At 70.8% G+C, this 24,846-nt stretch carries 23 protein-coding genes, 1 other RNA gene and 1 pseudogene; 11 read left to right on the top strand and 14 right to left on the bottom strand.

Going from position 1 to position 24,846, the window contains the following annotated elements; genetic code table 11:
* Window positions 1-8: 8 nt before the first annotated feature.
* Entirely contained in the window at window positions 9-428 is a 420-nt protein-coding gene (locus AB0H75_RS14130) for an SSI family serine proteinase inhibitor (RefSeq protein ID WP_367795747.1), read from the top strand.
* Window positions 429-467: 39 nt separating this feature from the next.
* Here the strand turns inward: AB0H75_RS14130 and AB0H75_RS14125 are convergent, their stop codons facing one another.
* Together AB0H75_RS14125 and AB0H75_RS14120 are read right to left on the bottom strand one after the other, a co-directional pair.
* Window positions 468-1,499 (bottom strand): dipeptidase, encoded by a 1,032-nt coding sequence (locus AB0H75_RS14125; RefSeq protein ID WP_367795744.1) that lies wholly within the window; start codon window positions 1,497-1,499, stop codon window positions 468-470.
* Window positions 1,500-1,583: 84 nt separating this feature from the next.
* Window positions 1,584-3,158, bottom strand: coding sequence for a flavin-containing monooxygenase (locus AB0H75_RS14120; RefSeq protein WP_367795741.1), 1,575 nt, complete (start codon window positions 3,156-3,158; stop codon window positions 1,584-1,586).
* Between the two features lie 94 nt (window positions 3,159-3,252).
* On the opposite strand from AB0H75_RS14120, the gene AB0H75_RS14115 reads away from it, so the two are divergent.
* From AB0H75_RS14115 to rnpB, 4 genes are all read left to right on the top strand, one after another.
* Window positions 3,253-4,053 (top strand): Nif3-like dinuclear metal center hexameric protein, encoded by an 801-nt coding sequence (locus tag AB0H75_RS14115; RefSeq protein ID WP_367795738.1) that lies wholly within the window; start codon window positions 3,253-3,255, stop codon window positions 4,051-4,053.
* A 2-nt stretch (window positions 4,054-4,055) separates the two neighbouring features.
* The gene (locus AB0H75_RS14110; protein WP_367795735.1) at window positions 4,056-4,796 is read left to right on the top strand and encodes a zinc ribbon domain-containing protein; all 741 of its coding nucleotides are present in this window, start codon (window positions 4,056-4,058) and stop codon (window positions 4,794-4,796) included.
* Window positions 4,793-6,085, top strand: a complete 1,293-nt coding sequence (locus tag AB0H75_RS14105; protein WP_367795732.1) for a bifunctional RNase H/acid phosphatase — start codon at window positions 4,793-4,795, stop codon at window positions 6,083-6,085. Before AB0H75_RS14110 ends, AB0H75_RS14105 begins: the two co-directional genes overlap by 4 nt.
* Before the next feature lie 180 nt (window positions 6,086-6,265).
* Window positions 6,266-6,656, top strand: an RNA gene (gene rnpB, locus AB0H75_RS14100) — RNase P RNA component class A.
* Between the two features lie 3 nt (window positions 6,657-6,659).
* Here the strand turns inward: rnpB and AB0H75_RS14095 are convergent.
* Window positions 6,660-6,965 carry a hypothetical protein gene (locus AB0H75_RS14095; protein WP_367795729.1) on the bottom strand — a complete coding sequence of 102 codons (306 nt, stop codon included), beginning with the start codon at window positions 6,963-6,965 and terminating at the stop codon, window positions 6,660-6,662.
* Between the two features lie 109 nt (window positions 6,966-7,074).
* Here AB0H75_RS14095 and AB0H75_RS14090 point away from each other — a divergent pair, with 109 nt between their 5' ends.
* The gene (locus tag AB0H75_RS14090; RefSeq protein ID WP_367795726.1) at window positions 7,075-7,341 is read left to right on the top strand and encodes a hypothetical protein; all 267 of its coding nucleotides are present in this window, start codon (window positions 7,075-7,077) and stop codon (window positions 7,339-7,341) included.
* Window positions 7,342-7,939: 598 nt separating this feature from the next.
* A complete protein-coding gene (locus AB0H75_RS14085) occupies window positions 7,940-8,575 on the top strand; it encodes a hypothetical protein (protein WP_367795723.1) in 636 nt (211 codons plus the stop codon).
* A 13-nt stretch (window positions 8,576-8,588) separates the two neighbouring features.
* Here AB0H75_RS14085 and AB0H75_RS14080 read toward each other — a convergent pair.
* The 4 genes and pseudogenes from AB0H75_RS14080 to AB0H75_RS14065 form a co-directional block, all read right to left on the bottom strand.
* A pseudogene (locus AB0H75_RS14080) lies at window positions 8,589-9,829 on the bottom strand (IS30 family transposase); the annotation flags it as partial.
* 223 nt (window positions 9,830-10,052) lie between these two features.
* Window positions 10,053-10,325: a hypothetical protein gene (locus AB0H75_RS14075; protein WP_367795720.1), complete on the bottom strand. Its 273-nt coding sequence runs from the start codon at window positions 10,323-10,325 to the stop codon at window positions 10,053-10,055.
* Entirely contained in the window at window positions 10,316-10,558 is a 243-nt protein-coding gene (locus tag AB0H75_RS14070; protein WP_367795717.1) for a hypothetical protein, read from the bottom strand. The genes AB0H75_RS14075 and AB0H75_RS14070 overlap by 10 nt, the downstream gene beginning before the upstream one ends.
* Before the next feature lie 535 nt (window positions 10,559-11,093).
* Entirely contained in the window at window positions 11,094-12,266 is a 1,173-nt protein-coding gene (locus AB0H75_RS14065; RefSeq protein ID WP_367795714.1) for a helix-turn-helix domain-containing protein, read from the bottom strand.
* Between the two features lie 800 nt (window positions 12,267-13,066).
* Between AB0H75_RS14065 and AB0H75_RS14060 the strand changes: the two genes are divergently transcribed.
* Complete coding sequence (locus tag AB0H75_RS14060; RefSeq protein ID WP_367795711.1) at window positions 13,067-13,501, top strand: SRPBCC family protein; 435 nt, start codon at window positions 13,067-13,069, stop codon at window positions 13,499-13,501.
* A gap of 80 nt (window positions 13,502-13,581) precedes the next feature.
* On the top strand, window positions 13,582-14,121 hold the full coding sequence (locus AB0H75_RS14055; protein WP_367795708.1) for an NUDIX domain-containing protein: 540 nt from the start codon (window positions 13,582-13,584) through the stop codon (window positions 14,119-14,121).
* On the opposite strand, the gene AB0H75_RS14050 is transcribed toward AB0H75_RS14055, so the two are convergent.
* From AB0H75_RS14050 to AB0H75_RS14020, 7 genes are all read right to left on the bottom strand, one after another.
* Complete coding sequence (locus AB0H75_RS14050; RefSeq protein ID WP_367795705.1) at window positions 14,093-14,722, bottom strand: dihydrofolate reductase family protein; 630 nt, start codon at window positions 14,720-14,722, stop codon at window positions 14,093-14,095. The genes AB0H75_RS14055 and AB0H75_RS14050 overlap by 29 nt on opposite strands.
* A 146-nt stretch (window positions 14,723-14,868) precedes the next feature.
* Complete coding sequence (locus AB0H75_RS14045) at window positions 14,869-15,261, bottom strand: tautomerase family protein (RefSeq protein ID WP_367795702.1); 393 nt, start codon at window positions 15,259-15,261, stop codon at window positions 14,869-14,871.
* A gap of 18 nt (window positions 15,262-15,279) precedes the next feature.
* Window positions 15,280-15,825, bottom strand: coding sequence for a TetR/AcrR family transcriptional regulator (locus tag AB0H75_RS14040; protein ID WP_367796020.1), 546 nt, complete (start codon window positions 15,823-15,825; stop codon window positions 15,280-15,282).
* A 189-nt stretch (window positions 15,826-16,014) separates the two neighbouring features.
* Window positions 16,015-17,031: an NAD-dependent epimerase/dehydratase family protein gene (locus AB0H75_RS14035; protein ID WP_367795700.1), complete on the bottom strand. Its 1,017-nt coding sequence runs from the start codon at window positions 17,029-17,031 to the stop codon at window positions 16,015-16,017.
* A 5-nt stretch (window positions 17,032-17,036) separates the two neighbouring features.
* Window positions 17,037-19,310, bottom strand: coding sequence for a SulP family inorganic anion transporter (locus AB0H75_RS14030; RefSeq protein ID WP_367795697.1), 2,274 nt, complete (start codon window positions 19,308-19,310; stop codon window positions 17,037-17,039).
* 105 nt (window positions 19,311-19,415) lie between these two features.
* Window positions 19,416-21,128 (bottom strand): hypothetical protein, encoded by a 1,713-nt coding sequence (locus AB0H75_RS14025; RefSeq protein WP_367795694.1) that lies wholly within the window; start codon window positions 21,126-21,128, stop codon window positions 19,416-19,418.
* A gap of 198 nt (window positions 21,129-21,326) precedes the next feature.
* On the bottom strand, window positions 21,327-21,896 hold the full coding sequence (locus tag AB0H75_RS14020; protein WP_367795691.1) for a YbhB/YbcL family Raf kinase inhibitor-like protein: 570 nt from the start codon (window positions 21,894-21,896) through the stop codon (window positions 21,327-21,329).
* 363 nt (window positions 21,897-22,259) lie between these two features.
* Here AB0H75_RS14020 and AB0H75_RS14015 point away from each other — a divergent pair, with 363 nt between their 5' ends.
* Window positions 22,260-22,781, top strand: coding sequence for a PH domain-containing protein (locus AB0H75_RS14015; RefSeq protein WP_367795688.1), 522 nt, complete (start codon window positions 22,260-22,262; stop codon window positions 22,779-22,781).
* A 143-nt stretch (window positions 22,782-22,924) separates the two neighbouring features.
* Entirely contained in the window at window positions 22,925-24,784 is a 1,860-nt protein-coding gene (locus AB0H75_RS14010; protein WP_367795685.1) for a PH domain-containing protein, read from the top strand.
* The last annotated feature ends 62 nt before the right edge of the window (window positions 24,785-24,846 follow it).

Raw genomic sequence — 24,846 nt, 5'->3', positions numbered from 1 at the left:
GGTCACCCATGAAGCTCGTGCCCGTCGCCCGGACCGCCGTCCGGACCGCCGCCAGGATCGCCGCCGCCGGCCTCTGCGCCGCCGGGCTCCTGGCCGCGCCGTTCGGGGCCGTTCCGGCCGGTGCGGCCGTCCGGGCGGGCGCGGAGCTGACCATCACCGTCACCCCGGCGAGCGGCGGCGCCTACCGCTACCTCCTGACCTGCGATCCTGACGACGGCAGCCACCCGCGTGCCGGCCACGCCTGCCACGCGCTGCGCTCGGTGCGCGGCCAGGTGGAGAACCTGAACGTCGAGCCGGGCCCGTGCACGCACATCTACGCACCCGTGGACGTCGAGGTCGTCGGCCGCTGGTACGGCAGCCAGATCGCCTACCACCGCGAGTTCCCCAACCGGTGCGTCATGCAACGGACCCTCGGGCCGGTCGTGTAGCCCCGTGGCGGCGGCCTGACCGGGAGCCGGGGTCTGCGGTCAGGCCAGCATCGCGCCGAGGAAGCGGTGCACGTTCCCGCCGATGATCTTCATGACGTCCTTCTCCGGCAGGCCCCGCGCGAGCAGCCCTTCGGTGACCAGGGGCAGGCCCGCCGGTCCCGCCAGCCCGGGCACCGCGGCCTTCGGGTCCACGCCCCGGTAGTACGCGTCCTCGCAGCACGGCGGCGTCAGGTCCTCCATGACCTCGCGGATGAAGTCGGGGCCGAGGCCGACGTGGTCGATGCCGGCCACGTCCGCGATGTGCTCGATGTGGTCGAGCAGGCGGTCGAGCGTCATGTCCGCCTCCCGCTCGGCCAGGAAGGGGGCGAAGAAGTTGACGCAGATCACCCCGCCGGTCGCCGCCACGCCGCGCAGCTGCTCGTCGGTGAGGTTGCGGTGGTGGTCGCGCAGCGCCCGGGCCGAGGAGTGGGTGGCCATGACCGGCTTGGTGGCCAGCTCCAGCACGTGCGCGACGCCCGAGGCGCCCAGGTGGGAGACGTCGAAGACGATGCCGAGCCGCTCCATCTCCGCCAGGGCGGCGACGCCGTGCGAGGTCAGGCCGCTGCCGGTGGCGTCCTCGCCGCTGCCGTCGGCCAGCGCCGTGCGGCCGAAGTGCGCGATGGACGCCACCCGCACGCCCAGCCGGTGCATGGTCGGGATCAGCTCGACGCTGGCGTCCAGGCCCGGCATGCTCTCCAGCGCCAGCACCAGGGCGATCCTGCCCGACTCCAGCGCCGCGTCGATGCCGGCGGCGTCCAGGCAGAGCGCGACGCGGTCGGCGTTCCCCTCGGCGATCACGTGGGCGCACTCGATCATCCGCAACGTCTGCCGCAGCGCGCCCTCCGGCAGGTACTGGTCGTCGATGAAGACCGGCAGGACCTGGAGGTTCACCCCGCCCTCGGCGAGCTGCGGCAGCCAGCGCTCGCGGAAGAACGACGACCACAGGTGCGAGGGGCGGGCGGAGACGGCCATCAGCAGGTCGTTGTGGGTGTCGGCGACGACGGCACGCCGGTGCAGGGCAGAGTGCGACATGTCTGGACGCTACCGCTTGTCACCGTACAAGGTCACCGTGCTAGGTCACCGCGCAAGGTCACCGTGCCAGGTCGTAGTGCTAGGTCACCCCGCAGGCGCCGGGCGGTAGGCGTCGCGGGGCGGCCTGCTCGTGAGTCTGCGATAGAGGGTGGTCGGGCCCGGCCAGTTGTTGGTGACGCGGCCCTCGGCCGTCTTGTACCAGCTCTGGCAGCCGCTGTTCCACACCATCCGCTCCATGGCCGCGCCGAGCCGCCGGGACCAGGCCGCCATCACCTCGGGGCGCACCTCGATCGGGCCCTCGGCGGCCAGGCGCGGCAGGCAGGCCATGACGTGGCCCACCTGGCACTCGATCATGAAGACGATCGAGTTGTGGCCGAGGTTGGTGTTGGGCCCGTACAGCAGGAACATGTTGGGGAACTCCGGCACGGAGATGCCCAGGTACGCCTCCGCGCCGCGCGCCCACCGCTCCCGCAGCGTCCGGCCGCCGCGCCCGGTCACCTCCATCGGGGCCAGGAACTCCGTGCTCCTGAAGCCGGTCGCGTAGATGATCGTGTCGGCCTCGCGCAGCCCCTCGGTGGTCTCGACGCCGCGCGGCGCGATCCGGACGATCTTGTCGGTGACGACGTCCACGTTCTCCCTGGTCAGGGCCGGATAGAAGCGGCTGTCGATGACCACCCGCTTGCAGCCGGGCGGGTAGTCGGGGGTGAGCTTGGCGCGCAGCGCCGGGTCGGGCACCTGGGCGTGCAGGTGGGCCAGCGCCCGCCTGCGCAGCAGGCTCGCGCTCCAGCCCTGGGCGAGGGCGGGGTAGAGGGTGGCCTCGGCGTACCGGTAGATCCACTCGCGGTAGGCCCGTTGCAGGCCAGGGACGTGGTGGAAGGCGAGCTGTTCGATCGGGCCGAACGTGGCGTCCGGTTTCGGGATCACCCAGTTGGGGGTGCGCTGGAAGACGTGCAGCCGCCCGGCCCGCTCGGCGACGGGCGGGATGAGCTGGGCGGCCGAGGAGCCGGTGCCGATCACCGCGACCTGCCTGCCGGTGAGGTCGTGGCCGTGGTTCCAGCGGGCGGAGTGGAAGGAGACGCCCTCGAAGTCGGACATTCCGGGGATGTCGGGGAGGTGGGGGCGGTTGAGCTGGCCGACGCTCATCACCACCACGTCGAACGCCTCCGTCCGCTCGCCGGCGTGGTGGAAGTCACCGTGGGGATTGCCGCGGAGGTTGTCGTGGGGGTTGTCGTGGGGGTTGCCGTGGGGGTTGCCCTGGGGATCGCCGTGGGGGCCGTCGTCGCCGTCAGTGCTGTCGTGGCCGGGTGTGGTGGCGGTGACCTGCCAGCGGCTCCCGTCGAAGACGGCGCTGCGGACCTCGCTGCGGAACCTGATTTTTCGCCTGACGTCGTATTTATCGGCGCAGTGCGATAAGTAGGCAAGAATTTCCGGCTGGTCCGGATAGCGGCGGCTCCAGCTCGCGTACGTCTCGAACGAGTAGGAGTACAGGTGCGAGGGGATGTCGCAGCCCGCCCCCGGATAGCTGTTGTCCCGCCAGGTCCCGCCGACGTCGCCCGCCTTCTCGAAGACCGTGTACGAACCGATCCCGGCCCGCTCCAGCCGGATCGCCATGCACAGTCCGCCGAAACCCGCTCCGATGATCGCGACGCTTGGTGCCATGCCACCCTCCGCCCGTCAGTGTCCACTTACATTACGCCGGACGTCGTTCCGCCGCGACCCTCCCGGAGGCCGATAGTCTTCCCAGGTGGCTGCTGTGACGTTGACGGACGTGATCGGAGTGCTCGAGGCGGCCTACCCGCCCGCCCGGGCCGAGTCGTGGGACGCGGTGGGGCTGGTCTGCGGCGATCCGGCCCAGGAGGTGCGGCGGGTGCTGCTCGCCGTCGATCCCGTCGCCGCCGTGGCGGAGGAGGCCCTGGAGTGGGGCGCCGACCTGATCCTCGTGCACCACCCCCTCTACCTGCGCGGCACCACGAGCGTGGCCGCCACCACCCCCAAGGGCCGCCTGGTCCACACCCTCATCAGGAACGGCGTCGCCCTCTACACCGCCCACACCAACGCCGACGTGGCCAACCCCGGCGTCTCCGACGCCCTGGCCAGGGCCGTCGGCCTGACCGGCGACCTGGTGCCGCTGCGCCCCTTCCCCGACGACCCGTGGCGCGGGCTCGGCCGCGTCGGCGAGCTGCCGGAGGAGACGACGCTCGGCGCGTTCGCCGCGCGGGCCGCCGAAGGGCTGCCCCGCACGTCCTGGGGCATCAGGGTGGCGGGCGAGCCGTCCCGCCCGGTGCGCCGGGTGGCGGTCAGCGGCGGGGCCGGCGACTCCCTCCTCGGCGCCGCCGCGGCCGCGGGGGTCGACGTGTTCCTCACGGCCGACCTGCGGCACCATCCGGCGAGCGAGTTCGTCGAGGCGGGCGGGCCGGCGCTGATCGACGCCGCGCACTGGGCGACCGAATGGCCCTGGCTCGACAGCGCGGCGTCCATCCTGCACGCCAGTGGCGTTACCGTTGAAACGCGTGTCTCCGCCACGGTCACCGATGCTTGGACAAAAGGATATTGATCATGAAAGCAGCCCCTGAGGCCCAGAAGAGATTGCTCGACCTGGCAGAGCTCGACTCCGTGACCGACCGGCTGGCCCACCGCCGCCGCACCCTGCCCGAGCTGGCCGAGATCGACGAGCGCTCCAAGCAGTACGCCAAGCTCGCCACCCAGGTCATCGAGGCCGAGACCGAGGCCGGCGACCTGGCCCGCGAGCAGACGAAGGCGGAGAGCGACGTCGACGCCGTGCGCACCCGCGCCGAGCGCGACCAGAAGCGCCTCGACTCCGGTGCGGTCACCTCGCCCCGCGACCTGGCCGGCCTGCAGTCCGAGATCGCCTCGCTGCACAAGCGGCAGGGCGACCTGGAGGAGGTCGTCCTGGAGATCATGGAGCGGCGCGAGGCCGCCGACACCAAGGTGCGCGACCTGATGGCCCGGCGCGACGAGGCCGCCGCCGCGCTGCACGCCGCCGAGGACCGCCGCGACGCCGCGTTCAAGGAGATCGACAAGGAGGCGGCCGACGTCCAGGGCCGCCGCACCGGCGTCGCCGCCGACATCCCCGCCGACCTGCTCAAGCTCTACGAGAAGCTCAGGGAGCAGTACGGCGTCGGCGCCGCCATGCTGCGCCACGGCCGCTGCCAGGGCTGCAAGGTGGCCCTGTCCATCGCCGAGATGAACTCCATCAAGTCCGCCCCGCACGACGAGGTGCTCCGGTGCGAGGAGTGCAGGCGGATCCTCGTCCGCACGGCAGAGTCCGGCCTGTGAGCCGATACGTCGTCGAGGCCGACGGCGGCTCGCGCGGCAACCCCGGCCCGGCCGGCTACGGCGCGGTCGTCAAGGACGCCGCCAGCGGCGAGGTCCTGGCCGAGGCCGCCGAGGCGATCGGCGTCGCCACCAACAACGTGGCCGAGTACCGCGGGCTCATCGCCGGCCTCCAGGCCGTGCTGCGGGTGGGCGGCGAGGGCGCGGCGGTGGCCGTCAGGATGGACTCCAAGCTGGTCATCGAGCAGATGGCCGGGCGGTGGAAGGTCAAGCACGAAGGGCTGCGGCCGCTGGCGTCCGAGGCGGGGGCGCTGGTGCGGCGGCTGCGCGTCACGGAGTGGACCTGGATCCCCCGCGAGCGCAACCAGCACGCCGACCGCCTGGCCAACGAGGCCATGGACGCCGCCGCCCAGGGCCTGGAGTGGACGGCGGGCGGCACCGCCACCGCCACCGCCTCTGCCACTGTCTCCGTCTCCGCCTCAGCCACCGCTTCCCCGGGGCAGACCGATCTCCTCGACGCCTCCGCCGCGCCGAGGGTCTCCAGGGGCACCTCCACGCGCCCCGAGCTGTCCGCCCCCACCGCCTCGGTGGCCGCCGACCAGCAGCGCACCCGCGCCACGGGCACCCGCACCCAGGGCGAGACGGGCACGGGCACCGGCTGGCGTCCCCCCACGCGCGTGGCCACGTCCCTGCTCCTCCTGCGGCACGGCGAGACCGAGCTGTCCCTGGAGCGCCGCTTCTCCGGCCTCGGCGAGCCCGACCTCACGCCCAACGGCCTGGCCCAGGCCGAGGCCGCCGCCGACCGGCTGTCGCGGGAGCCGTACCGGCTCGACGTGATCGTCTCCTCCCCGCTGAAGCGCGCCCGCCGCACCGCCGCCGCCGTGGCCGAGCGCACCGGCCTGGACGTCGAGGTGGACGACGACCTCAGGGAGACCGACTTCGGCGCCTGGGAGGGGCACACGTTCACCGAGGTCCAGCGCCGCTGGCCGGCCGAGCTGGCCGCCTGGCTGGCCGACCCCGAGGCGGCCCCGCCCGGCGGCGAGAGCTTCGCCTCCGTCGCGCGCCGCGTGCAGGCGGCGGGGGAGCGCCTGGTGGAGCGGTACGAAGGCAAGACCGTCCTGGCGGTCTCCCACGTCACCCCGATCAAGATGCTGCTGCGCCTGGCGCTCATGGCCCCGCTGGAGTCCCTGTACCGGATGCACCTCGACCTGGCCTGCCTGTCCCTGGTCGAGTACTACGCGGACGGCCCGGCCGTGGTGAAGTCCTTCAACGACACCTCGCACCTGCGCTGAACGCCGCACGCGCACCGGCCGCGGCGGCAGGCCGAGAGGTGTGTGGCCGTGCCGGGGTCCGCCAGAGCCCCGGCACGGCCGCCTGCGCATCGCCCCCCTCAGGCGATGACCCGCCCATTCCACCGGCTCGATCTTGCGGCTGGGTTGAGAACGGCTTGCGACTGGTAACCTTTGGCGAGACGAGCCGGCCGGGCGACCGCGTCGGGCCCTCATCAGGCCCGCCGAGGAAGGTCCGGGCTCCACAGGGCAGGGTGGTCGGTAACACCGACCCGGGGTGACCCGCGGGACAGTGCCACAGAAAGCAGACCGCCTCCCGCACGCCGGGAGGTAAGGGTGAAACGGTGGTGTAAGAGACCACCAGCGCCCGCGGTGACGCGGGCGGCTAGGTAAACCCCACCCGGAGCAAGGTCAAGAAGGGACGCTCCCCGGAGCGTCCCGCGCGCGACGTTCGAGGGCTGCCCGCCCGAGCCGCGCGGGTAGACCGCTTGAGGCCGCCGGCAACGACGGCCCTAGATGGATGGTCGCCCCTTCACACGAAGGACAGAACCCGGCCTACAGGCCGGCTCGTCACCCCTCATCGCGGTTGTCCCGCTCCGCTCAGGGCAAAGATGATCATCGCTACGAAGAACGCGGCGCAGAGGCCGGCGAACCCGATGAGCCGGTACTGCCAGATCGGCAGCGGTGTGCATGGCTCGTCCCTGATCGTGCAGATCATTTTGTGAGCGGTCATCACCATCATGCTGGGCAGCTCGACGGCCAGGAAGAAAACGAACTTAAAGCCGGGCATGATTTTTCCCGCTTCTTCCTCGGAAGTGAAGTGAGTAACTTTAGGTGGCTCGGTCCGGCTGCGCAAGACGTTCTCGTCGAACAGAATTGTCACCGGAAAGCAGGACACGATGTGATATCGGCGACTGGAGGAAATGAAGGGATCGCCCCATACTGAGGGTTCTTGTGTCGCTGCCACGAATTTCCGGGGGCAGGAGATGGCCGTGCAAGTGCTTCCTCTCGTCGGGGTGGTGCTGGGGGCGCTCATGTCGTACGCCGCCGGCGCGCTGGCCGAGCGGGCCCGCCACAAGCGCGAGCTGCGGAATCGGTGGGACGGCCGGGAGCTCGACGCGTACATCGATTACCTCGGCACCATCGCCGTCATGGCGCGAATCGCGGGCCAGGTGGCGGGGTTGCGGGGTTATGATCCGCTGGCGGCGAGACCTCGTGACGAGGCGCAGGGGCTCATGGCGCTGGACAATTCCGAATAAAAGCGGACAATTGCCTTCGAACGTGTCGTTCTGCTTGGTGATGCGTCGACCATTCTGGCCGGGCACAAGCTCAATCGCGCGGTCTGGGAGCTGGAATGGTTCGCGCGTGGCGCGGTCGACGGCTCGCCCGACGCCTGGAACGCGGCCCGGAAAAGATACGTCAACGCCCTGAGCGAATTCCACCAGCAAGCCCGGCACGATTTGGTGGTCGTCGGGACGTTGCCTCCCGAGCGGCAGGTGGAAGAGCCAGAGTTGGCCAGGGGCTCGCTCGCGACGGTGGCGATCCCGCCGGCCGGGGCGGGGGAGGGGTGACCGGCGGGGGTCAGAGTAGGACAGACGTGGCTCTCCGGGCCGGTTGGCGCATGACGAAAGCCCTCTAGGGTCATTGGCGGATTCGAGGGGTCGTCGCAACACACTGGCCGCTTACCGGTGTGCGGGAGGATAGCGGACGCTTGGCTGGGTATCCCAGCCAAGCGTTCGCACGGGTAGGAACAGGGTCAGTTGATCATCGCCGGAGTCGTTTCGGCTCGTCCTCGACCTCGCTTCGCTTTCGCGCGGTCCGACCTCATGAAATCCGGCAATCGCGCATTATGGCGACATGCCGCATATTTCCGCGATCAGGCAGGCCAAGAGCCGTCACGTTGCCATCTACTGGATCTTGACGGCGATGACCGCCGTTGCAGCCGCTGTGTTGGTCGTCCCAAACGCCCAGCTGGGGCAGGACACGGTGACTGACCCGCAATGGACAGGAGAATATGTAGCGGAGTGGCGTCGCGCGGCGGCTTTGGCCTATACCTCCGGTAGCGCGGTCGGGCACGTCTGCGCGCTGTTCGCCGGTGTGCTGGTCGCACGGTGGAGCAGGCACAGAGCGCGCCGGGCCGGCCTGGTCACAGCACTACTTGCCGGTGCGGGGCTGGGGGCGACCCAACTGGCGGTGGCGTCATGGAGGGCAACGCCTCTTCTGTGCCATATGTCGGGATTCCCTGGGACGGGAGATCCGATGGAAGACTGGATCATCGACCCGAGCCTCCACAACCACCTCAGCGTCCTGGTCGCCATGGCGTTGGTCTTTGCCGTGTTCCTCGGTTCCGCTGGCGCGGGGTTCTGGATGGCTCACCGGGCGATGCTGCTCAGATTGGTCATGACCATGGTATTCGTGGCCATCGTGCCCGTTGCCCTTTTCTGGGTGACCGTTTTTGTACTGGTTCCGCGCCCACGGATCGCTGGGCTGTGATCGAACATGGGGACAGGAGTGCAGCCAAACGCTCGGCCGGAGTGTCCCAGCCGAGCGTCTTCCGTGGTCTGGCATTCAATTCCGCGGCCACGGACTCTAGTTGATCCTGGGTGGGGACCGACAGGTCGGTACCCTTGGGGCCGTACTGGCGGAGCAGACCATTCGTGTTCTCGTTGCTGCCGCGCTGCCAGGGGCTGGCCGGGTTGCAGAAGTAGACGGGCATGTCGGCGGCGATGGAGAACTCGTGATGGCGGCCCATCTCCCTGCCCTGGTCCCAGGTCAGGGATCGCTTGAGAGGGGCGGGCAGCGTGACCATGGTCTCCACCAGGGCGTCGCGCATGCGGTCGATCGGCAGGTGGACGAGCATCACGTAGCGGGTGGTGCGTTCGACGAGGATGCTGATCGCCGATGCCTGGTTCTTGCCGATGGTGCAGTCGCCTGCCCAGTGGTCGGGCACTGCTCGGTCGTCGGCCTCAGTGGGCCGCTCGCTGATCATGACCATGGGGGCGCTGTAGCGGGGCTGGCGCTGCTGAGCCCGGCGGCGCGGCTTGCGCATCGCGCGGCTGGTACGCAGCGCCCTGGTCAGCTCACGGCGCAGCTTGCCACGGCCATGAACGTAGAGCGCCTGGTAGATGGTCTCGTGACACACATGCATCTCCGGACGCTCGGGGAAAGTCCTGCGCAGGCTCTGAACGATCTGCTCCGGGCTCCAGCACGATCCGCTCCGGGCTCCAGCACGATCTGCTCCGGGCTCCAGCGCGTGTGCAGGTGCTCTTGAACGTACGCCCGTAACTCCGGGTTCTGCCCGATCTTGCTTGATTTGGAGCGGGGCCGGCGGGCGTCGGCACGGGCCTGAGCTGCGTACGGCCGGTACTGGCCGTTGGTGGGGTGCCGGTTGCGGCGGATTTCCCTGCTGACGGTCGAGGGCGCACGGCCCAGCTCGCGGGCGATCTCCCGGATCGACGCCTTCTCCCGTACTTTGTCAGCGATGTGGATCCGCTCGTCTTCCCACAGGTAGCGAGACACGCCAGAAGGGGCCCCGCTGGTCGTCGGACCGGCGGGGCCCTTCTTTTTTGCTTTGTTCAGCGCTGAGCCGTTCCGCCACCGCTTGCCGGTCCGGTAGTTGACCCCGACAAGGTGGCAGGCTTCCATGCTGCTGAAACCTTGATCCATAAGCCGGAAGTATTCCTCCCGCTCACGGGGCAGCTTCCGTCGCCCCTGAGGGGACCGGATCTTCCGGGTCTCGAACTCCATCGCACTCCCCGAGCTGGGGTGTTGCGACGCCCCTCGAATCCGCCTATTGGCCCTGGGGCTCTTTTTTGCGTTCTGGGGGCGCTTGAGCGCCCCGGCCGGAATGCGAATAGCGAGGCGCCTCACTCACCACGTTACGGGCTGAGCCGTGTGAATGCCCGCCCGGCCGGGGGCTGCTCGCACCCCGATAGAGGGACCGTCGGCTATCTACCTCCACCGGGGGCGTCTATGACGCCCGGCTCTGCGGAGAGCCGTATGGGGTCGCGAGCGCCTTACGCCATTCCTCGCGGATCTCGTCTGCGCGCTCTCGCGCCTTTTGGGGGTCGCGAAATTCTTGCGATTCGTACCGCAAGCCTTTCTCGTTGGGCAGGTGCGGGTCCAACCGATACTTTGACCCGTCCTTCCCGATCGAGAACGCTTTAATGCTGCCCATCATCCCGTACTCAATTTCCGGGTAGCGGCTTGGGTGCCATGCGATCAGCGGCACGGTCACTGGCATGATTCGTTCTCCTGTTCTGCCAGCCGGGCGCCCAGGGCGTCGAGATTCGATGCATGTAGGACGTTGAGGAGGGCTCCCGTCAGGCTGGTTGTGGGAAGGTACGTCTTCCGCCAGGCGGCGACACCCACCGCAAGATCGGTGACGATCTCCCAGCGGTGGCCATACTTGGCCTGCAAATCCTCAACGGTGGCACGCTGGGATGGCGTTGGCTGCGGGGTTGTCTCATCGTTCACTGATGGACTCCTGCGTGCTGAGCGATCACTAGCGCTACCCGATCGGGAAGGTGTGCAGGCACGACCGCGATTCGGTCACGGTGCATGTCTGCGACTAGTTCGGGCCTCTCGTCAGCCAGAGCCGCGAAAAGCTTGTCCGTCTCGGCCTGGTCGGCTATGCGCGCCAACTCGACCAAGTAGCTACCGGAGCGCTCCCCAATGGTGACGGTGGCGACCCGCCATCCGGCATCCGGTAGACGAGCAACACTGGCGGATAGCGGCGTCTCTCCACGCTCGGTCTAGATTGACTCTCGCAATCGGGAGCAATCCGAGTAATTAGTTCAGCATGCACGCCCACCGTTTTCGCCATGTGCTCCAGAACGCGGTCCAGCGCGGCACGTTGCTGGTCGGCTTCCGCCTCTGGTACAGGCTTGCCTAGGTCCAGTCCTTCGAGCTGTGCGGACGTGTTCGGAGAGCGCATGACCACAAGGTAGGAAACCCAAGGTCAAGCTGTCTGTGGCACTTTCGGCGGGCCGCGCCGCGAAGTGCCACACGTCTACGGTTCTAGACCAACCGCGTCCGCCAGCTCCCGCATCTCCGGTGTCAGCGTGCGACGACGACCGATGATCGTCCGGAGCATGTCCTTGGCGTAACGCTGATTCGGCAGCCATGCAGGCGCCTCGCGAGCAAGCCGCGACAGGACATCTAGGGCTTTGTCGTACTCGCGCAGCATGACGTGAGCGTTGGCCACGTCCAATAGATGTCGGTTCCGATTGTCGCTGGTCGGCCTCAACCCTGGGGGTACTTCGCGTGCGAGCCGTAGGGCTCGCTCTGGCTGATGTTCGATGATGGCGTTCTCTACCCGCTTCATCTGGACCGTGGCCGGTCCGAACGTGGTGAAGTATTCGTGGTACGAGCCGTGTTCTCGCCCCATGCGAACCGCGCCCGACAGGGCCAGGCGCATCATCTCGTCCGCTTCGTCGGGCCGGTTGTCTCTGATGGCTGCCGCGCTGCCGCGCAGTAGTAGCCATCCCCAGGCTGAGAGTTCCGTGTTGGTCGCCCGCGACATGCGCGGTTCGATCTCGTCTGCCCAATCGACGGCCCGCAAGCGTGCTTCATCAAGGCGCCGCTCACGCAGGAGCAGCCAACACAAGGTGATGACGGCGGATGCCGCCTCTATGCGGTCGCCAGTCTCGATTGCGTCAGACACGGCGCCTTCTAGAGCCATCTCCGCCACGTCGAACACTCGGGTCTGTGTAGCCAGCGAGCCGACCAGTTGTAGGACTCTCGCGCGGATAATTAGAGCTTCTGGTCCGCCTTGCTCCACAAGAGTTTGTGCTTCCTTGACCAGGGCGGGCAAGATCATGGCCAGTTCGGCATATTCGTCGTCGTGGTACAGCCGTACGGCGCTTGTGACGGCGGACCGCAGGCCGTCAGCGGTCGGTACGTCTTCCACGTCGGCCGGGGCGCCCTGTAGCGCTTGCCGCAGTGGCGCGAGGCGATCCCCGTTCCCGTTCTGTCGTTCGGTCTCCGGAGCGGTGCCGAGTAGCGCAGTAGTGGTTACCTCCAGCGCTGTTGCCCAAGCTCGAACAGTTTCGATACGTACGCTCTTGCGTTCGCCTTGCTCTACCTTCCGGATCAAGGACAGGGCGACACCGGACCGTGCGGCCAGCTCACGCTGGTTTAGGCCGCGCAGCTTCCGGTGGGACCGCAAGCGCTCTCCGAGCATGTTTCTATCTTGAGGCAAAACCGCTGCCCTTGGCGCAGGTACAGACGACGATTCGGGCCCTCCTGCGCGATCATGATCTACGTCCGCCGGTAGCCGGCGCACCGCTGGCCAAAAGAGTGGCGTCCACATGCGGATGCTTCCGAAGACTGAGAGCACAGGGCTTCTTTCGACGTGTCTTCTATGGACTCCCATCGCGCCGGCGGCAGCGGGGCCGATGGGAGGCTAGGCGCTGGGGGTGGTTGCTTCCGTTTGAGCCCCTAGCCTGACCAGCTCGTCAAGGCCGGGGATGGCCAGGTGGATGATCGGCGGTGTGTTCCGTTTGCCAGCGCTATCGGGACCCAGCGCGTACGTGATGCCGCCGACTGTGCCGAGTCGGGGAGGCGGTAGCCGTGGGCTTCGAGAACCGCGTACAGATCGTGCAGCAAGCCGAAGGTGAACCGCTCGTCAGAGCTGGACAGGTGGTGTGTCCCCTCCTGGTTGAACCCTCGCCGACGCGTCATCAGCGCGTCATCAGAAGGGGTTGGAACGGAGGGAAGCGGGCTGAACCTGGATGAAACCCGCTTGCCCGTCCACCAGGGCAGACACCAGGGGAGTGAACCAGGCTGAATTAGCCTGAGCTGGGCTTAGAGCCCTCTCGTTCTTCCCGGCCTACAGGCCGGCTCGTCACCCCTGTTGCCTTTGCTCGTCGGCTCGGCAGGGCGTTCCGCCGGAGGGAATCGCGGAGCCCCCGTTTCGGATGGATCCGGAAAGCTCTAAGGTTCACGCGTAACTAGAGATCGTCAATGTGACAGAGGTCGTTCATGCGTGAGATCACTTCCTCCATCGACATCGCCGCCTCTCCTGAACAGGTGTGGGACGTGCTCGTCGACTTCGCCGGCTACAGCACGTGGAACCCGTTCATCCGGGAGGGAGCGGGCCAGGCGGTCGTGGGCGAGACGTTGGTGCTGAAGATGTATCCGGAGAACGGCAAGCCGATGACCTTCCGGCCGCGGGTGCTGGAGGCCGAGCGCGGCAGGACGCTGAAGTGGCTCGGGCGTTTCGTTCTTCCCGGGCTGTTCGACGGTGCTCACAGCTTTGTCCTGACGGCGACGCCGCAGGGCACCCATTTGGTCCAGAGCGAAGCCTTCAAAGGACTGCTCGTCCCCTTCCTGGGCTCGATGATCGAGGGCACCAGCAGGAACTTCGCGCGCCTCAACGAGGCGCTGAAGCAGGAGGTCGAGCAGCGGGCCGGATGACCCGGCCGGGGGCGCCCGGAGATCCGCCCCGGGGCGGAGGAGGGGTGACCGGCGGGGCGGATGGCTGGCAGGCTGCGGGCATGACGATCAGGAACGCCTACTGCTCCTTCTGCGGCACGGCCTTCGCGGCGGGGCAGCCGTGGCCGCGGACCTGCGCCGGTTGCGGCAACACCAGCTACCTCAACCCGCTCCCCGTCGCCGTCATGGTGCTGCCCGTGGACGGGGGCCGCCGGGTGCTGGTGGTGCGGCGGGCGGTGGAGCCGCACCGGGGGGAGCTGGCGCTGCCCGGCGGCTTCATCGACCTGGGGGAGTCGTGGCAGGAGGCGGCCGTGCGGGAGCTGCGCGAGGAGACCGGGGTCGTGGTGGACGCGGAGCGGGTACGGCTGCTCGACACGGTCAGCGCGCCCGACGGGACGCTGCTGGTCTTCGGGCTCGGGCCCCAGGTGGACGCCGGCGCCCTGCCGCCCGTGACCGTCACCGCGGAGACGTCCGAGTGGCTGCTGATCGAGGGGCCGCAGGAGCTGGCGTTCTCGTTGCACACGAAGGTCGTGGCCGCGTTCTTCGCCGCCGGCGGGCGGCCGGGGGCGGACGTCAGGAGCGGCGCGGCACCCGGTAGGTGAGGTGGGTGACCAGGGCGGTGCCGCGCGGCTCGGCGATCGGCTCCAGGTCGATGCTCCCGACGCCGGCGAGCAGCCGTTCACCCTGACCCAGGATCACGGGGGCGACGTGCAGGCGCAGCTCGTCGATCAGGCCCGCGGCCAGGTACTGGTTGACCGTGTGCGCGCCGCCCGCGACGGCGACCGTGCGGTCGCCGGCCGCCTCGCGGGCCCGCTCCAGGGCCGCCTCGATGCCGTCGGTGACGAAGATGAACGTCGTCCCGCCCTTCATCGTCAGCGGCTCGCGCGGGCGGTGGGCGAGGACGAAGACCGGCGCGTGGTACGGCGGCTCCTCGCCCCACCAGCCGGTCCAGCCCAGGTCCCACGGGCCGCGGTCGGGGCCGAACATGTTGCGGCCCATGATGAAGGCGCCGGCGTCGGTGATGGCGTGGATGACGTCGGCGTGCGCCTCGGGCTCGTCGAACATCCAGCTGTGCAGGCGCTCCTCCACGCCCTCGCCCAGCGGGTTCTCCAGGGTCTGACGGGGGCCCGCCACGAAGCCGTCGAGGGACATCGCCATGTCGCAGGTGACCTTGCTCATCCCGGTGCTCGTCTCGGTGCTCATCTCGGTTCTCCTCCGCGGGTGCGTCGCGGCGTCCTGTTCTTCGCGCCGCTCACGGGGGAGTCGGAGCCGCCGGCGGGTTCTCGACACGTTCTCGCCAGAAATCTCGGAGATTTCTGGCGAGATGGCGTGAGCGCCGGTGCCGGGCCTCAGGTCCTGGCCGCCACGTACTGGGCCACGCCGTCGCCGAACGACCAGTCGACGAGCTCGTTCTCCACGAGGGAGACGAAGACGTTGCGGGGCTCGGCGCCGGCGTAGTCGTGGGCGAGCTCGGCGATCCTGCGGTAGAGGGCCTGCTTCTGCTCCGGCGTACGCCCCGAGCGCAGGGTGATCGAGACGAACACGAGGTCGTCGTCGCGGTGGACGCCGAGGTAGTCGGGGTCGTAGCGGACCAGCCGCACCGGGCCGCCGCCGGTCAGCACCTGGAACAGGTCGTCCTGCGGAATGCCGACGGCTTCCACGAGGGCGTCGTGCACGGCCCGGCCGAGGGCCTCCAGCCGCTGCTCGTCGGCGTGGATCGCGTCGATTCGGATGAAAGGCATGGGTATCGCGTCCTCTCGTCAGGTGAGCAGGCCGAGAGCGCCCTCGACGGCCTGCGCGTACACGTCCGCGTCGCCCGCGGCGAGGGCCAGCACGTACGCCCCCTGCAGCACGGCGATCAGCGCGGCGGCGGTGGCGGCCGGATCGAGGCCGGCCCGCAGCTCGCCCTGGGCCTGGGCCTCGGCCAGCACCTCGGCCAGGCGGCCCCGCGTCCGGGCGAAGGCCTCCTCGACCGGACGGCGCAGCGCGGGGTCGGCCATGACGTCAGGGTCCTGCGTGAGCCGGCCGACCGGGCAGCCGCGCAGGGCGGCCCGCTCGCGCCGCAGGTAGGCCGTCACCCGCCGCAGCGGGCTCCCGGGCGCCGACAGCTCCTTCTCGGCGCGCTCGCGCAGCTCGGCGGCACTGCGGGTGATCGCGGCCAGCGCCAGGTCGGGCTTGCCGCGGAAGTGGTGGTACATGCTGCCCTGGCCCGCTCCGGAGCGCTGCTGGATCGCCTTGGGCGAGGTGCCCACGTATCCGCGCTCCCACAGCAGCTCGCGGGTGCTCTCGATCAGCCGTTCCCTCATGTCCACGACCACGATCGTACATACTAGTAGGTACAGAAGCAAGCGAGGAGAGGGGCGGAGACGCCATCGCCTCCGCCCCTCCGGCCCCTGGGAGTCAGGACCGGTGCCGCGAGGTGCGCCATGGGCACCGGGATCACCTCGTCGGCACCGCGACCCTAACCCCGCCCCGCGCCGCCCGTCTGCGCAGGATTACTCAGAACGGGCCGCCCAGGCGGCGAGGATCGCCTCCTCCTTCTCCGGGGCGATGCCGTGCGCGGTGTTGGTGCCGAAGTTGCGCCGCTCCTCCGGGATCTCCCGCAGCCACGCCCACGTGTCGCGCACGGTCTCGGCCACCGGCCGCACGCGCAGCCCGGCCGCCTGCGCCCGCTCGGTGGGCGCGGTCCAGAAGTTGCCGATGTCGGGGGAGGGCGGGCCGCCCCACAGCGGCAGCTCCACGAACGTCCCGGCGCCCTGCTCGGCCAGGAACGTGCTGTCGACCCAGACGAACTCCGCGTCCGAGCCGGTCGCCTCCTTGCACGCCGCCAGCCACTCGCCGAACGTGGTCTGCCCCACCGGGCCGGTCACCAGGAACCGTCCGGCCGTGCCGCGCTCGGCCTGGTCGAGCGTGAAGATCGCCAGGTCGCGGGCGTCCACGAACTGGAGCGGCGCGTCCGGGTCGCCCGGCGCCAGCACCTTCCCGCCCCGCGCGATCCTGGTGAGCCACCACGGCAGCCGGGCGACGTCTTCGTACGGGCCCAGGATGATGCCCGGCTGCAGGATCAGCACGTTGCCGTCGAAACCCTGCTCGGCCGCCCGCTCGCAGCCGGCCTTCAGCACGCCGTAGTTGCCGTCATCAGGGCCGGCGTCGGGCTCGCACGGCCAGGTCGGGGCGTCCTCGGTGGCGGGCTGGGCGGGGAAGCCGGCGAGGGCCGAGATCGTGGAGACGAACGCGTAGGTGCCCGCGTGGCCCGACAGCGCCCGCGCCGATCCGCCCACCACCCGCGGGACGTAGCCGGAGGTGTCGACCACGAAGTCCCACGAGCGCCCCTCGACCAGCCGCTCCAGGTCGGCCGCCGACTCGCGGTCGCCGCGCACGGCCTCCACCCCGGGCACGTCGGGACCGCTGCGGCCCCTGTTGAACGTGGTGACCTCATGGCCCCGGGCCAGCGCCTCCTCCACGACGGCACGCCCCAGGAACCCCGAACCACCTATGACAAGAACTCTCATGCGCCTCATTCTTCGCCCACGCGCACCCCTCCATCGGACGTCTTCACCAAGGGCGTAGCGAAACCGCCGGGACGCGTCGGGCGCAGCGGGGGCACCAGGTGGACCCGGGCCGTCGGGATGTCGAAGAACAGCCCCACCAGCTCCAGCCGCCCGGCCCTGACCTGGTCGTCCACCTTCCGGTACGTCCGCAGGTTCTCCAGCTGCTGCTGCACGTTGACCCGGCACAGCACGTCCAGCGCCCCGCCGTGCAGCCGGTCGCCCTCGGTCTCGATGAAGCGCGCCAGGCTGTGATGGCCATGGCGCAGCCAGCGCCGCAGCCCCGGCAGGCTGCCCGCCTGCACGCCGGCGCTCAGCACCCCGGCCATCGCGCCGCACCCCGAGTGCCCGCACACCGTGATCGTGTGCACGCTCAGCACCTGCGTCGCGTACTCGATCGCCGCCACCACCGAGTCGTCGTGCGGCTCGGAGCCGCGGCGCGGCACCAGGTTGCCGATGTTGCGCACCGTGAACAGGTCGCCGGGCCCGCTGGCGGTGATCAGGCTGGGCACGATCCGCGAGTCCGCGCACGTGATGAACAGGTGCGACGGCTGCTGCCTGCGGACCACCGGGTCGGGGAAGCGGGGACGTACCGGCGGGGGCGTGCGCCGGTGGTGCTCGCGCGCCGCGACCGGCGGCTCGTGCTCCGCCCGCGACGGCTCCGAGGACGGCGCCGGCGCCGGGCACCGGGACGGAGGACGGCGGCGCCGCTGGTTGAACGGCCGCCACCAGCGGTCCGGCTCCGCGGGCGGGGGCTTCGCCGCGGGCGTCCGCCCGCCGCCGGCCGCCAGCGTGTACCACTCCTCGTGCAGCTCGTCCACCTCGACCGCGCCGCCCAGGCGCTCGTGGTCCAGCCGCCAGGAGTGCAGCGCCTCGAAGGCGGCGTTGTCCATGAAGTCGATGTCGAGGTCGAGGTCCACGGGCGTGCCCGCCGGGATCGCCCGCAGCTCGCGGGTCAGCCGCGGCACGCCCAGGAACGTCAGCGACCCCGACACCGCCACGCGCACCCGCCCCTCCCGGTCGGCGTGCTTGAGCACGCTCACCCAGGTCAGGCGGCGCAGCGCGAGCAGCGCGGCCAGCGCGAGCCCGGCCAGCACGCCCTCGGCCGGCCCCAGCAGGATCACCGCGGCCATCGTCACCACGTACACGGGGGTCTCGCCGTGGCCGTGCACCTTCCTGATGTGGCCCAGGTTGACCATCTGCACGCCGATGAAGACCAGCAGCGCCGCCAGCGCCTCCACCGGGATGAGCGCGACCGACCAGCCGAACCCGAGCGCGAACAGCAGCACCCACACCCCGTGCAGGATCGTCGCGCAGCGGGTACGCGCCCCCGCCGCCACATTCGCGGTGCTGCGCACGATCACCCCCGCCACCGGCAGGCCGCCGAGCGCGCCGGACACCATGTTGGCCACGCCCTGGCCGGTCAGCTCCTGGTCGAGGTCGGCGCGCCGGCCGCCGTGCAGGCCGTCCACCGCCACGCAGCACAGCAGCGACTCGCCGCCGGCCAGCAGCGCCACCAGCAGCACCGCGGCCACCACCAGGTGCCAGTCGCCCTGCGGCAGCACCGGGAAGGCCCACTCCACGACGTCGTGGGACAGGTCCACGTGCGTGACGTCCCAGCCGGACAGCGCGGCCGTGACCGCCGCCGCCAGCAGCGCGGCCAGCGGCGCGGGGACCGCCCTGATCCGCCTGGGCAGCCGCGTCCACACCGCCAGCACCGCGATCGTCAGGAGGCCGATCAAGACCTTGTGCCCGTGCAGGTCGGCGAGCTGGCCGGGCAGCTCGACGAGGTTCTCCACCGCCGACTGCTGCGGGGTGCCGCCCAGCACGACGTGGAGCTGGGACAGCGCGATGATCAGGCCGACCGCCGCCAGCATGCCGTGGATGACGGCCGGCGACACCGCGAGCGCCGCGCGGGCGGCCTTGAGCACGCCCAGCACGACCTGTACGGCTCCCGCCAGCAACGTGATCATGCAAGTGGCGCGCCAGCCGTACGTCTGCACCAGGTTCGCCACCACCAGCGACAGCCCGGCGGCCGGCCCGCTGACCTGCACCGACGAGCCGCCCAGCGTGCCCGCCACGACGCCGCCGACCACGGCGGCGATCAGCCCGGCGGCCAGCGGCGCGCCCGAGGCCATCGCGATGCCCAGGGACAGGGGCACCGCGACGAGGAAGACCACGAGCGAGGCCGGCACGTCGTGGCGGAGCGCCGCAAGCCGGCTACTCTGCGTGTCGCGGAACATGGAGCAAACCCTAGTGCTCCGGCTTCCGCGCTTTAGCTGGGCATCGCGTGGGTTTTACCGATTAATGGTGACTGCCGGCGGCCCGGTCAATGGCCGCCGGAGCGGTCAGCGGTAGTAGTCGTGCGGGTAGTCCTGCTCCGAGCGGCGCCTGCGGCCACCGCCGCTGCCGCCGGCTCCGGGGGCGCCGTTGGCGGGCAGGGCGGCCTGGTCGCCGTAGCCGGGCCACGCCGCCGGCTGCACGCCGCCCGCGACGGGCGGGGCGGGCCAGACCTCGGCGGGCGCGGTGGTGATGTCGCCGGTCTCGTACGCCGGGTACGACGACGGGGCGGGCGGTGTCGGGACCGACCGCGTGCCCTCGTAGCCGCCGGGCGAGACCGCCCGGCTCGGCACGGTGGGGATGCCGGCCGGAGGGGTCGGCTCGGAGTCGTCGGCCACCGCCCAGCCGGGACGCACCTCGTACGAGGCGGGATAGGACGAGCGGGCCGCGGGCTGCTCGAACGCCGGCCACGAGCTCGCCGGGCCGGGGTAGGAGGCCGCTGGCGCCGGGTCGTCCAGGATGTCGGCCACCGGCGCGGCGGGCCAGGAGCCGGACCCGCCGGGCGCCGGCGCGGGCCAGCCGGCCTCGGACGCGTCGCCCTGGCCGCCGCTGTAGGCCACCGGGAACGGGTCGCTGGTCGGCGCGCCGTGGATGGGCGCCGGCTGCGCGATCGGGAACGGGCCGCTGGAGGCGGGGGAGGCGGCGGGCGCGGCGGTGGGGAACGGGCCGGTGCTGTTGGAGGAGATGGCCGGGAACGAGCCGCTGCCGCTCACCGGGGCGCCCGGGCGCGACGCGCCACCGGCCGGGGAGGCCGCGAGGGAGCCGCTGGGGGAGGCCGCGAGGGAGCCGCCGGGGGCGGAGCCGTTGCCGGCGGCGGCCGCCGGCTGGGCGGCGCGGGAGGAGCGGGAACGCGAGCGGGAGGAACGGGGAGCCGGGGCGGTCTCGGGCCGGGAGGCGGCGGCCGGCTGCGCGCCGAGGGCGCTCAGCACGTCGGGCGTCGGCGCGGCGAACATCACGGTGCGCTGGTCGGCCAGCTCCGCCTGGGAGGGCGTGTGCCTGGCGGGCTCGACGAGGTCGGCGAGGTTGGCGGCGGCGGGAGCGGGAGCGGGAGCCTGGCGCTGCGGCAGGGGGGCCTGGATGGTGGTCGCGTCGGGATCGACGGCCGCGTGCGCGGGCTGCGGGGCGGCCTTGCGCTCGCCGCGCCGCTCACTGTGGCGCTCACTGTGGCGCTCACTGTGGCGCTCACTGTGGCGCTCACTGTGGCGCTCACTGTGGCGCTCACTGTGGCGCTCACTGCGCCGCTCGGCCGGGCGTTCCTGGGGCCCTGGACGCTCGGCGGCGGCGGAGTGTCCGGCAGGGCGTTCAGCCGGGCGTTCGGCCGGGCGCTCGTCGGGACGGGCGGCGGCCTTCCTGGCCGCCACGGTGCCTCCGGCGCCGAAGCCGCCCTGCTCGGCGTCGCTGCGGATGTTGGCCCAGAACTCCTCGTCATCGTCGTCGTTGACGGGGTTGCCCCATTCGTCCACGCCGCGCTTGCCACGCTGGCCGGTACGTACCGGCTTGGGCTGCTTGGGGGCGTCTATGGGGCTGAAGTCGGGGCTGAAGTTGGCCATCCGCGGCTCGTGGGACGCGAACTCGTCCGTGGAGCGCGCATGGGTCTTCTCCTCCTTCTCGGCCATCTCCTTCAGCCGTTCAGGAGGTAGGGAGCTCTCCCGCCGACTCATCGAACGCATGCCCAGTGCCACGACGACGAGCACGAGGAGCACGATAGCGACCAAGCTCACGACGACCGCTGTCATTGCACCACCCTCAAAGCCATGGCCTCCCTCTGGCATCGGTGAGATCGCGCGGCCATCGACGCGATCTGCCCCCTTTGATCACCAATGCCTAACGATTGGATCTGATTGTGTCGGACCACTATGAGCGTTGTCACACCCTACGTGAAGAATTGGTACACCCTAATACCAGCGGTGTCCGGTCTCTCACTCGATGTCGACCGCCGTCAGCCGACCACGGGCGATGGTCTGATCGGCGATCTGCTTGAGGATCTCGGGGAGGGTACTCCCCTTCTCCGGATCTACCTTGCCGTCCAATGTGTAGACCGTGAAGCGGTAGCTTCCCGGTGTCCGGCAGGGCGCGTCGTAACCCACTCTGCCGCTGGTCACCTTCGCCTGGCCGCTGCCCTCAGGAGGGTCGGCCGCGGCGTTGGGGCCCAGCTCGGTCGTGGTGGCCGGGATGTTGTAGAGCACCCAGTGCACGGCCGCTTCCGAAGAAGTGTGCGAGTCGACCACGATGGCGATCGACTTGGCCTTGGACAGCGGCTGGCTCGACCAGCGCAGCGGTGGGCTGCCCTGGGTGCCCTGACAGGAGTAGTCGCGCGGCAGCGGCTTGCCGTCGCGCAACTCCGGGCTCGAGACGTTGATCTCCGCGATGTCCTCCGCCTGGGATCTGCCGATGAGGCTGCCGCATCCCGCCAGCGCGAACGCCGCGGCCACTGCCGTCACACTGGCAGCGATGCGTCGCAGACGCAATGGCGTGTTACACAGCCCCATGCCGGATGATGCTACGCGGCTCTCGGCGATGCGCAGACCGTTTCCCGATGGTCGGTGGCCGGTAAAGGATCCGAAACCAGCCAGAACCACGGCATCCTGCGAGTGAAGTTCGCCACATCGGCCCCTGCCGTCACACCTCCTGGGCAGTGTCCCGGCGTAGGAGAGGGCCTTCGCCCGGTCCGCCGGGGCGCAATGACTGGACATGGAACGAAATCTCATGCGGACGCCTGACAAAACGGTCATCGATTTCGGACGGCGGGCGGCGCGGGACCGGGCTCCGGCGGGACGCGCTCCGGCGGGACGGGCGCCGCACCGCCGGTCGCCGGACCGGCGGTGCGCCGCCTTCGGTCCTAAGCTGGGTCCGTGACCTCGACAGGCCCCCTGCGCGATCCCGCGAACCGTGTCTCGCCCAAGGCCGTGCGCCTGTGGCTGCTGCAGGCGCTGGTGGTGTTCGTGCTCCTCCTGGGCGGCTCGCTGGCGGTGGCGCGATGGGTGGGCGGGAGCGGATGGTCGTGGGTGCCCGGCTGGTTCGCCGACCACTCGTGGCTGCTGCCCGCCGCGGTCGTGGTATTGGGGCTGCCCTTCCTCGCGGCCGAGCCGTTCGTCCGGTACGCCGTGCACCGCTGGGAGCTCTCAGGGGACGTCGTCTACGCCAGGTCGGGGTTCCTGACCAGAGAGTGGGTCTTCGTGCCCGTGAGCCGCATCCAGACCGTGGACAAGGGGCAAGGGTGGTTCGAGCGGCTGCTCGGGCTGGCCACCCTGGAGATCCGCACCGCGTCCCACGCCGGGTCGTCCACCATCCGGGGGCTCGACTACGCGGTGGCGGCGGGGCTGGCCGAGCAGCTCGCGCACCGCGCCGAGGCGCTGAGGGACGACGCGACATGACCGACCCCCGTTCCATCCCCCCGGAACCGGGTCCTCCCCATCCGCCTCCCGCCGCCGCCGGCGGGCCCGTGCCCTCCCGGCCGCTGCCGCCGCCGGGTCCGCTACCGGGTCCGCTACCGGGTCCGCCGCCCGCGCCCGTTCCCGTGCCGCTGCGGCTCAGCCCCAAGGTGCTGCTCATCGACCCGGTGCGGATGTTGCCCTCGCTCCTCCTCCCGCTGGTCGGGGTGCTGTTCGTGGGCGGGTTCTCGGCCAGGTCGTACGGCTGGGCGGCCTTCGGCCTGGTGGGCACGGTGGTGTTCGCGATCATCCGGTGGGCGACGTTCACGTACGAGATCGCGGGCGACCGTCTGGAGACCAAGCGCTCGCTCATCAGCCGGTCCGTCCGCACCATCCCGCTGGAGCGCATCCGCGGCGTGGACCTCTCCACCCCGCCCATGCACCGGCTGCTCGGCCTGGCCGTCCTGAAGATCGACACCGGCGCGAGCGGCGGCGACGAGGAGGCCGCGCTCGACGGCGTCACGATCGCCGAGGCCGAACGGCTCAAGGCCGTCCTGCTGCGCCGCGCCGCCACCGTCGCCACCGCCGCCGCATCCCCGCACGACGCCGGTCCCGCCCCGCGGGCCGCCCGGCACGGGACCGATCGCCCCATCGCCCGGGTGCCGAAGCGGTGGCTGCTGTACGGGCCGCTGTCCGGGGCCTACCTGCTCACCCCGTTCGCGCTCGCCGGGGGCGCCGTGGGGCTGGCCTTCCAGTGGGGCGACGAGCTCGGGTTCGGCCAGGACGTCGCCTGGCACGTGGGCGAATGGCTCTGGGACCGGCCCTACCTGCTGCTGGCCGGAGCGGTGCTGCTCGTCCTGGCGATGCCCGTGCTCGGCGGGATCATGTACGCGGTCTTCAACTGGGACTTCGTCCTCTCGCGGCGCGACGGCTACCTGGTGGTCGAACGCGGGCTGGTCAACCGGCGCAGCGTGTCGCTGGAGTCCGCCCGGGTACGCGGTTACGAGCTCGCGGACGGGCTGGCCGAGCGGTGGGCGGGCGTCGTCCGCGCCGGGGCCATCGTGACCGGGCTCGGCGACTCGCGGGCGCGCGGCCAGCTCCTGCCCGACGTGCCGCGGCCGGTCGCGCTCGCGGTGGCGGGCGAGGCCGTCGGCCCGTACGACGCCCCGCTGCGCGGCCACCCGCCCGTGGCCCGCAACCGCCGCCTCTTCCGCGCCGTCTTCCCCTGGGCGGTGACGGCCCTGCTGAGCGGCGTGGCCGCGGCGGCGACCGGGATGATGTTGTGGTGGATCCTGCTGGTCGTCGCGCTGCTGCTCGCCGGCGCCGGGATCCCCCTGGGGCTGGACCGCTACGCGTCCCTCGGGCACGGCTACGACGGGGTACGGCTGAGCGTGCGCTCGGGGTCGCTGCGGCGCAGGCAGGCCGTGGTCGAGCGGCGGGCCGTGGTGGGGTGGCGGCTGCGGCAGACCTGGTTCCAGCGGCGCGCCGGGGTGCTGACGCTGATCGCCGGGGTGGGGGCCGGGACGGGCGGTTACGAGGCGATCGACGTCTCGGAGGCCCAGGGTGTGAGCTTCCCGGCCGAGGTGTCCCCGGAATGGCTGGCCCCGTTCCTCGACCCCCCTCGGCCCTCGGGACCCCCGGTGTCTTCGGGACGTCCTGAGTCTTGGGGACCCCCGGTGTCTTCGGGACGTCCTGAGTCTTCGGGACCCCCTGAATCTTGGGGACCCCCGGTGGCCTCGGGACCCCCGGTGGCCTCGGGACCCCTCGGACCCTCCCGGCCCCCTGGGTCCTCCGGACCTATCGAGCCCCGTAGTCCTTCGGATCCCTCAGATCTTCAGGACCCTCCGGGACTTCCTGGATCCGCTGGGCCCTCTGGACCTTCCGGGCTCCCTGGATCCTCCGGGACCTCCGAGACCTCTGAGTCCTCCGGACCCTCTGGACCTTTCGGACCCCTCGGACCGCCGCCGTCATCGCCGTCATCGCCGCCGTCGTCCGGCAATTCGTGATCGGGGACGGTCGGCTCCCCGTTTCGGGATGGCCGGCCAGTCCCTCGGGGTGCGGCGCTTTC

Origin of the sequence: Nonomuraea sp. NPDC050783 (assembly GCF_040802095.1) — a bacterium.
Lineage (GTDB): Bacteria > Actinomycetota > Actinomycetes > Streptosporangiales > Streptosporangiaceae > Nonomuraea.
Note: the sequence above shows the minus strand (reverse complement) of the source record. Positions and strands in the feature narration are given on the sequence as shown.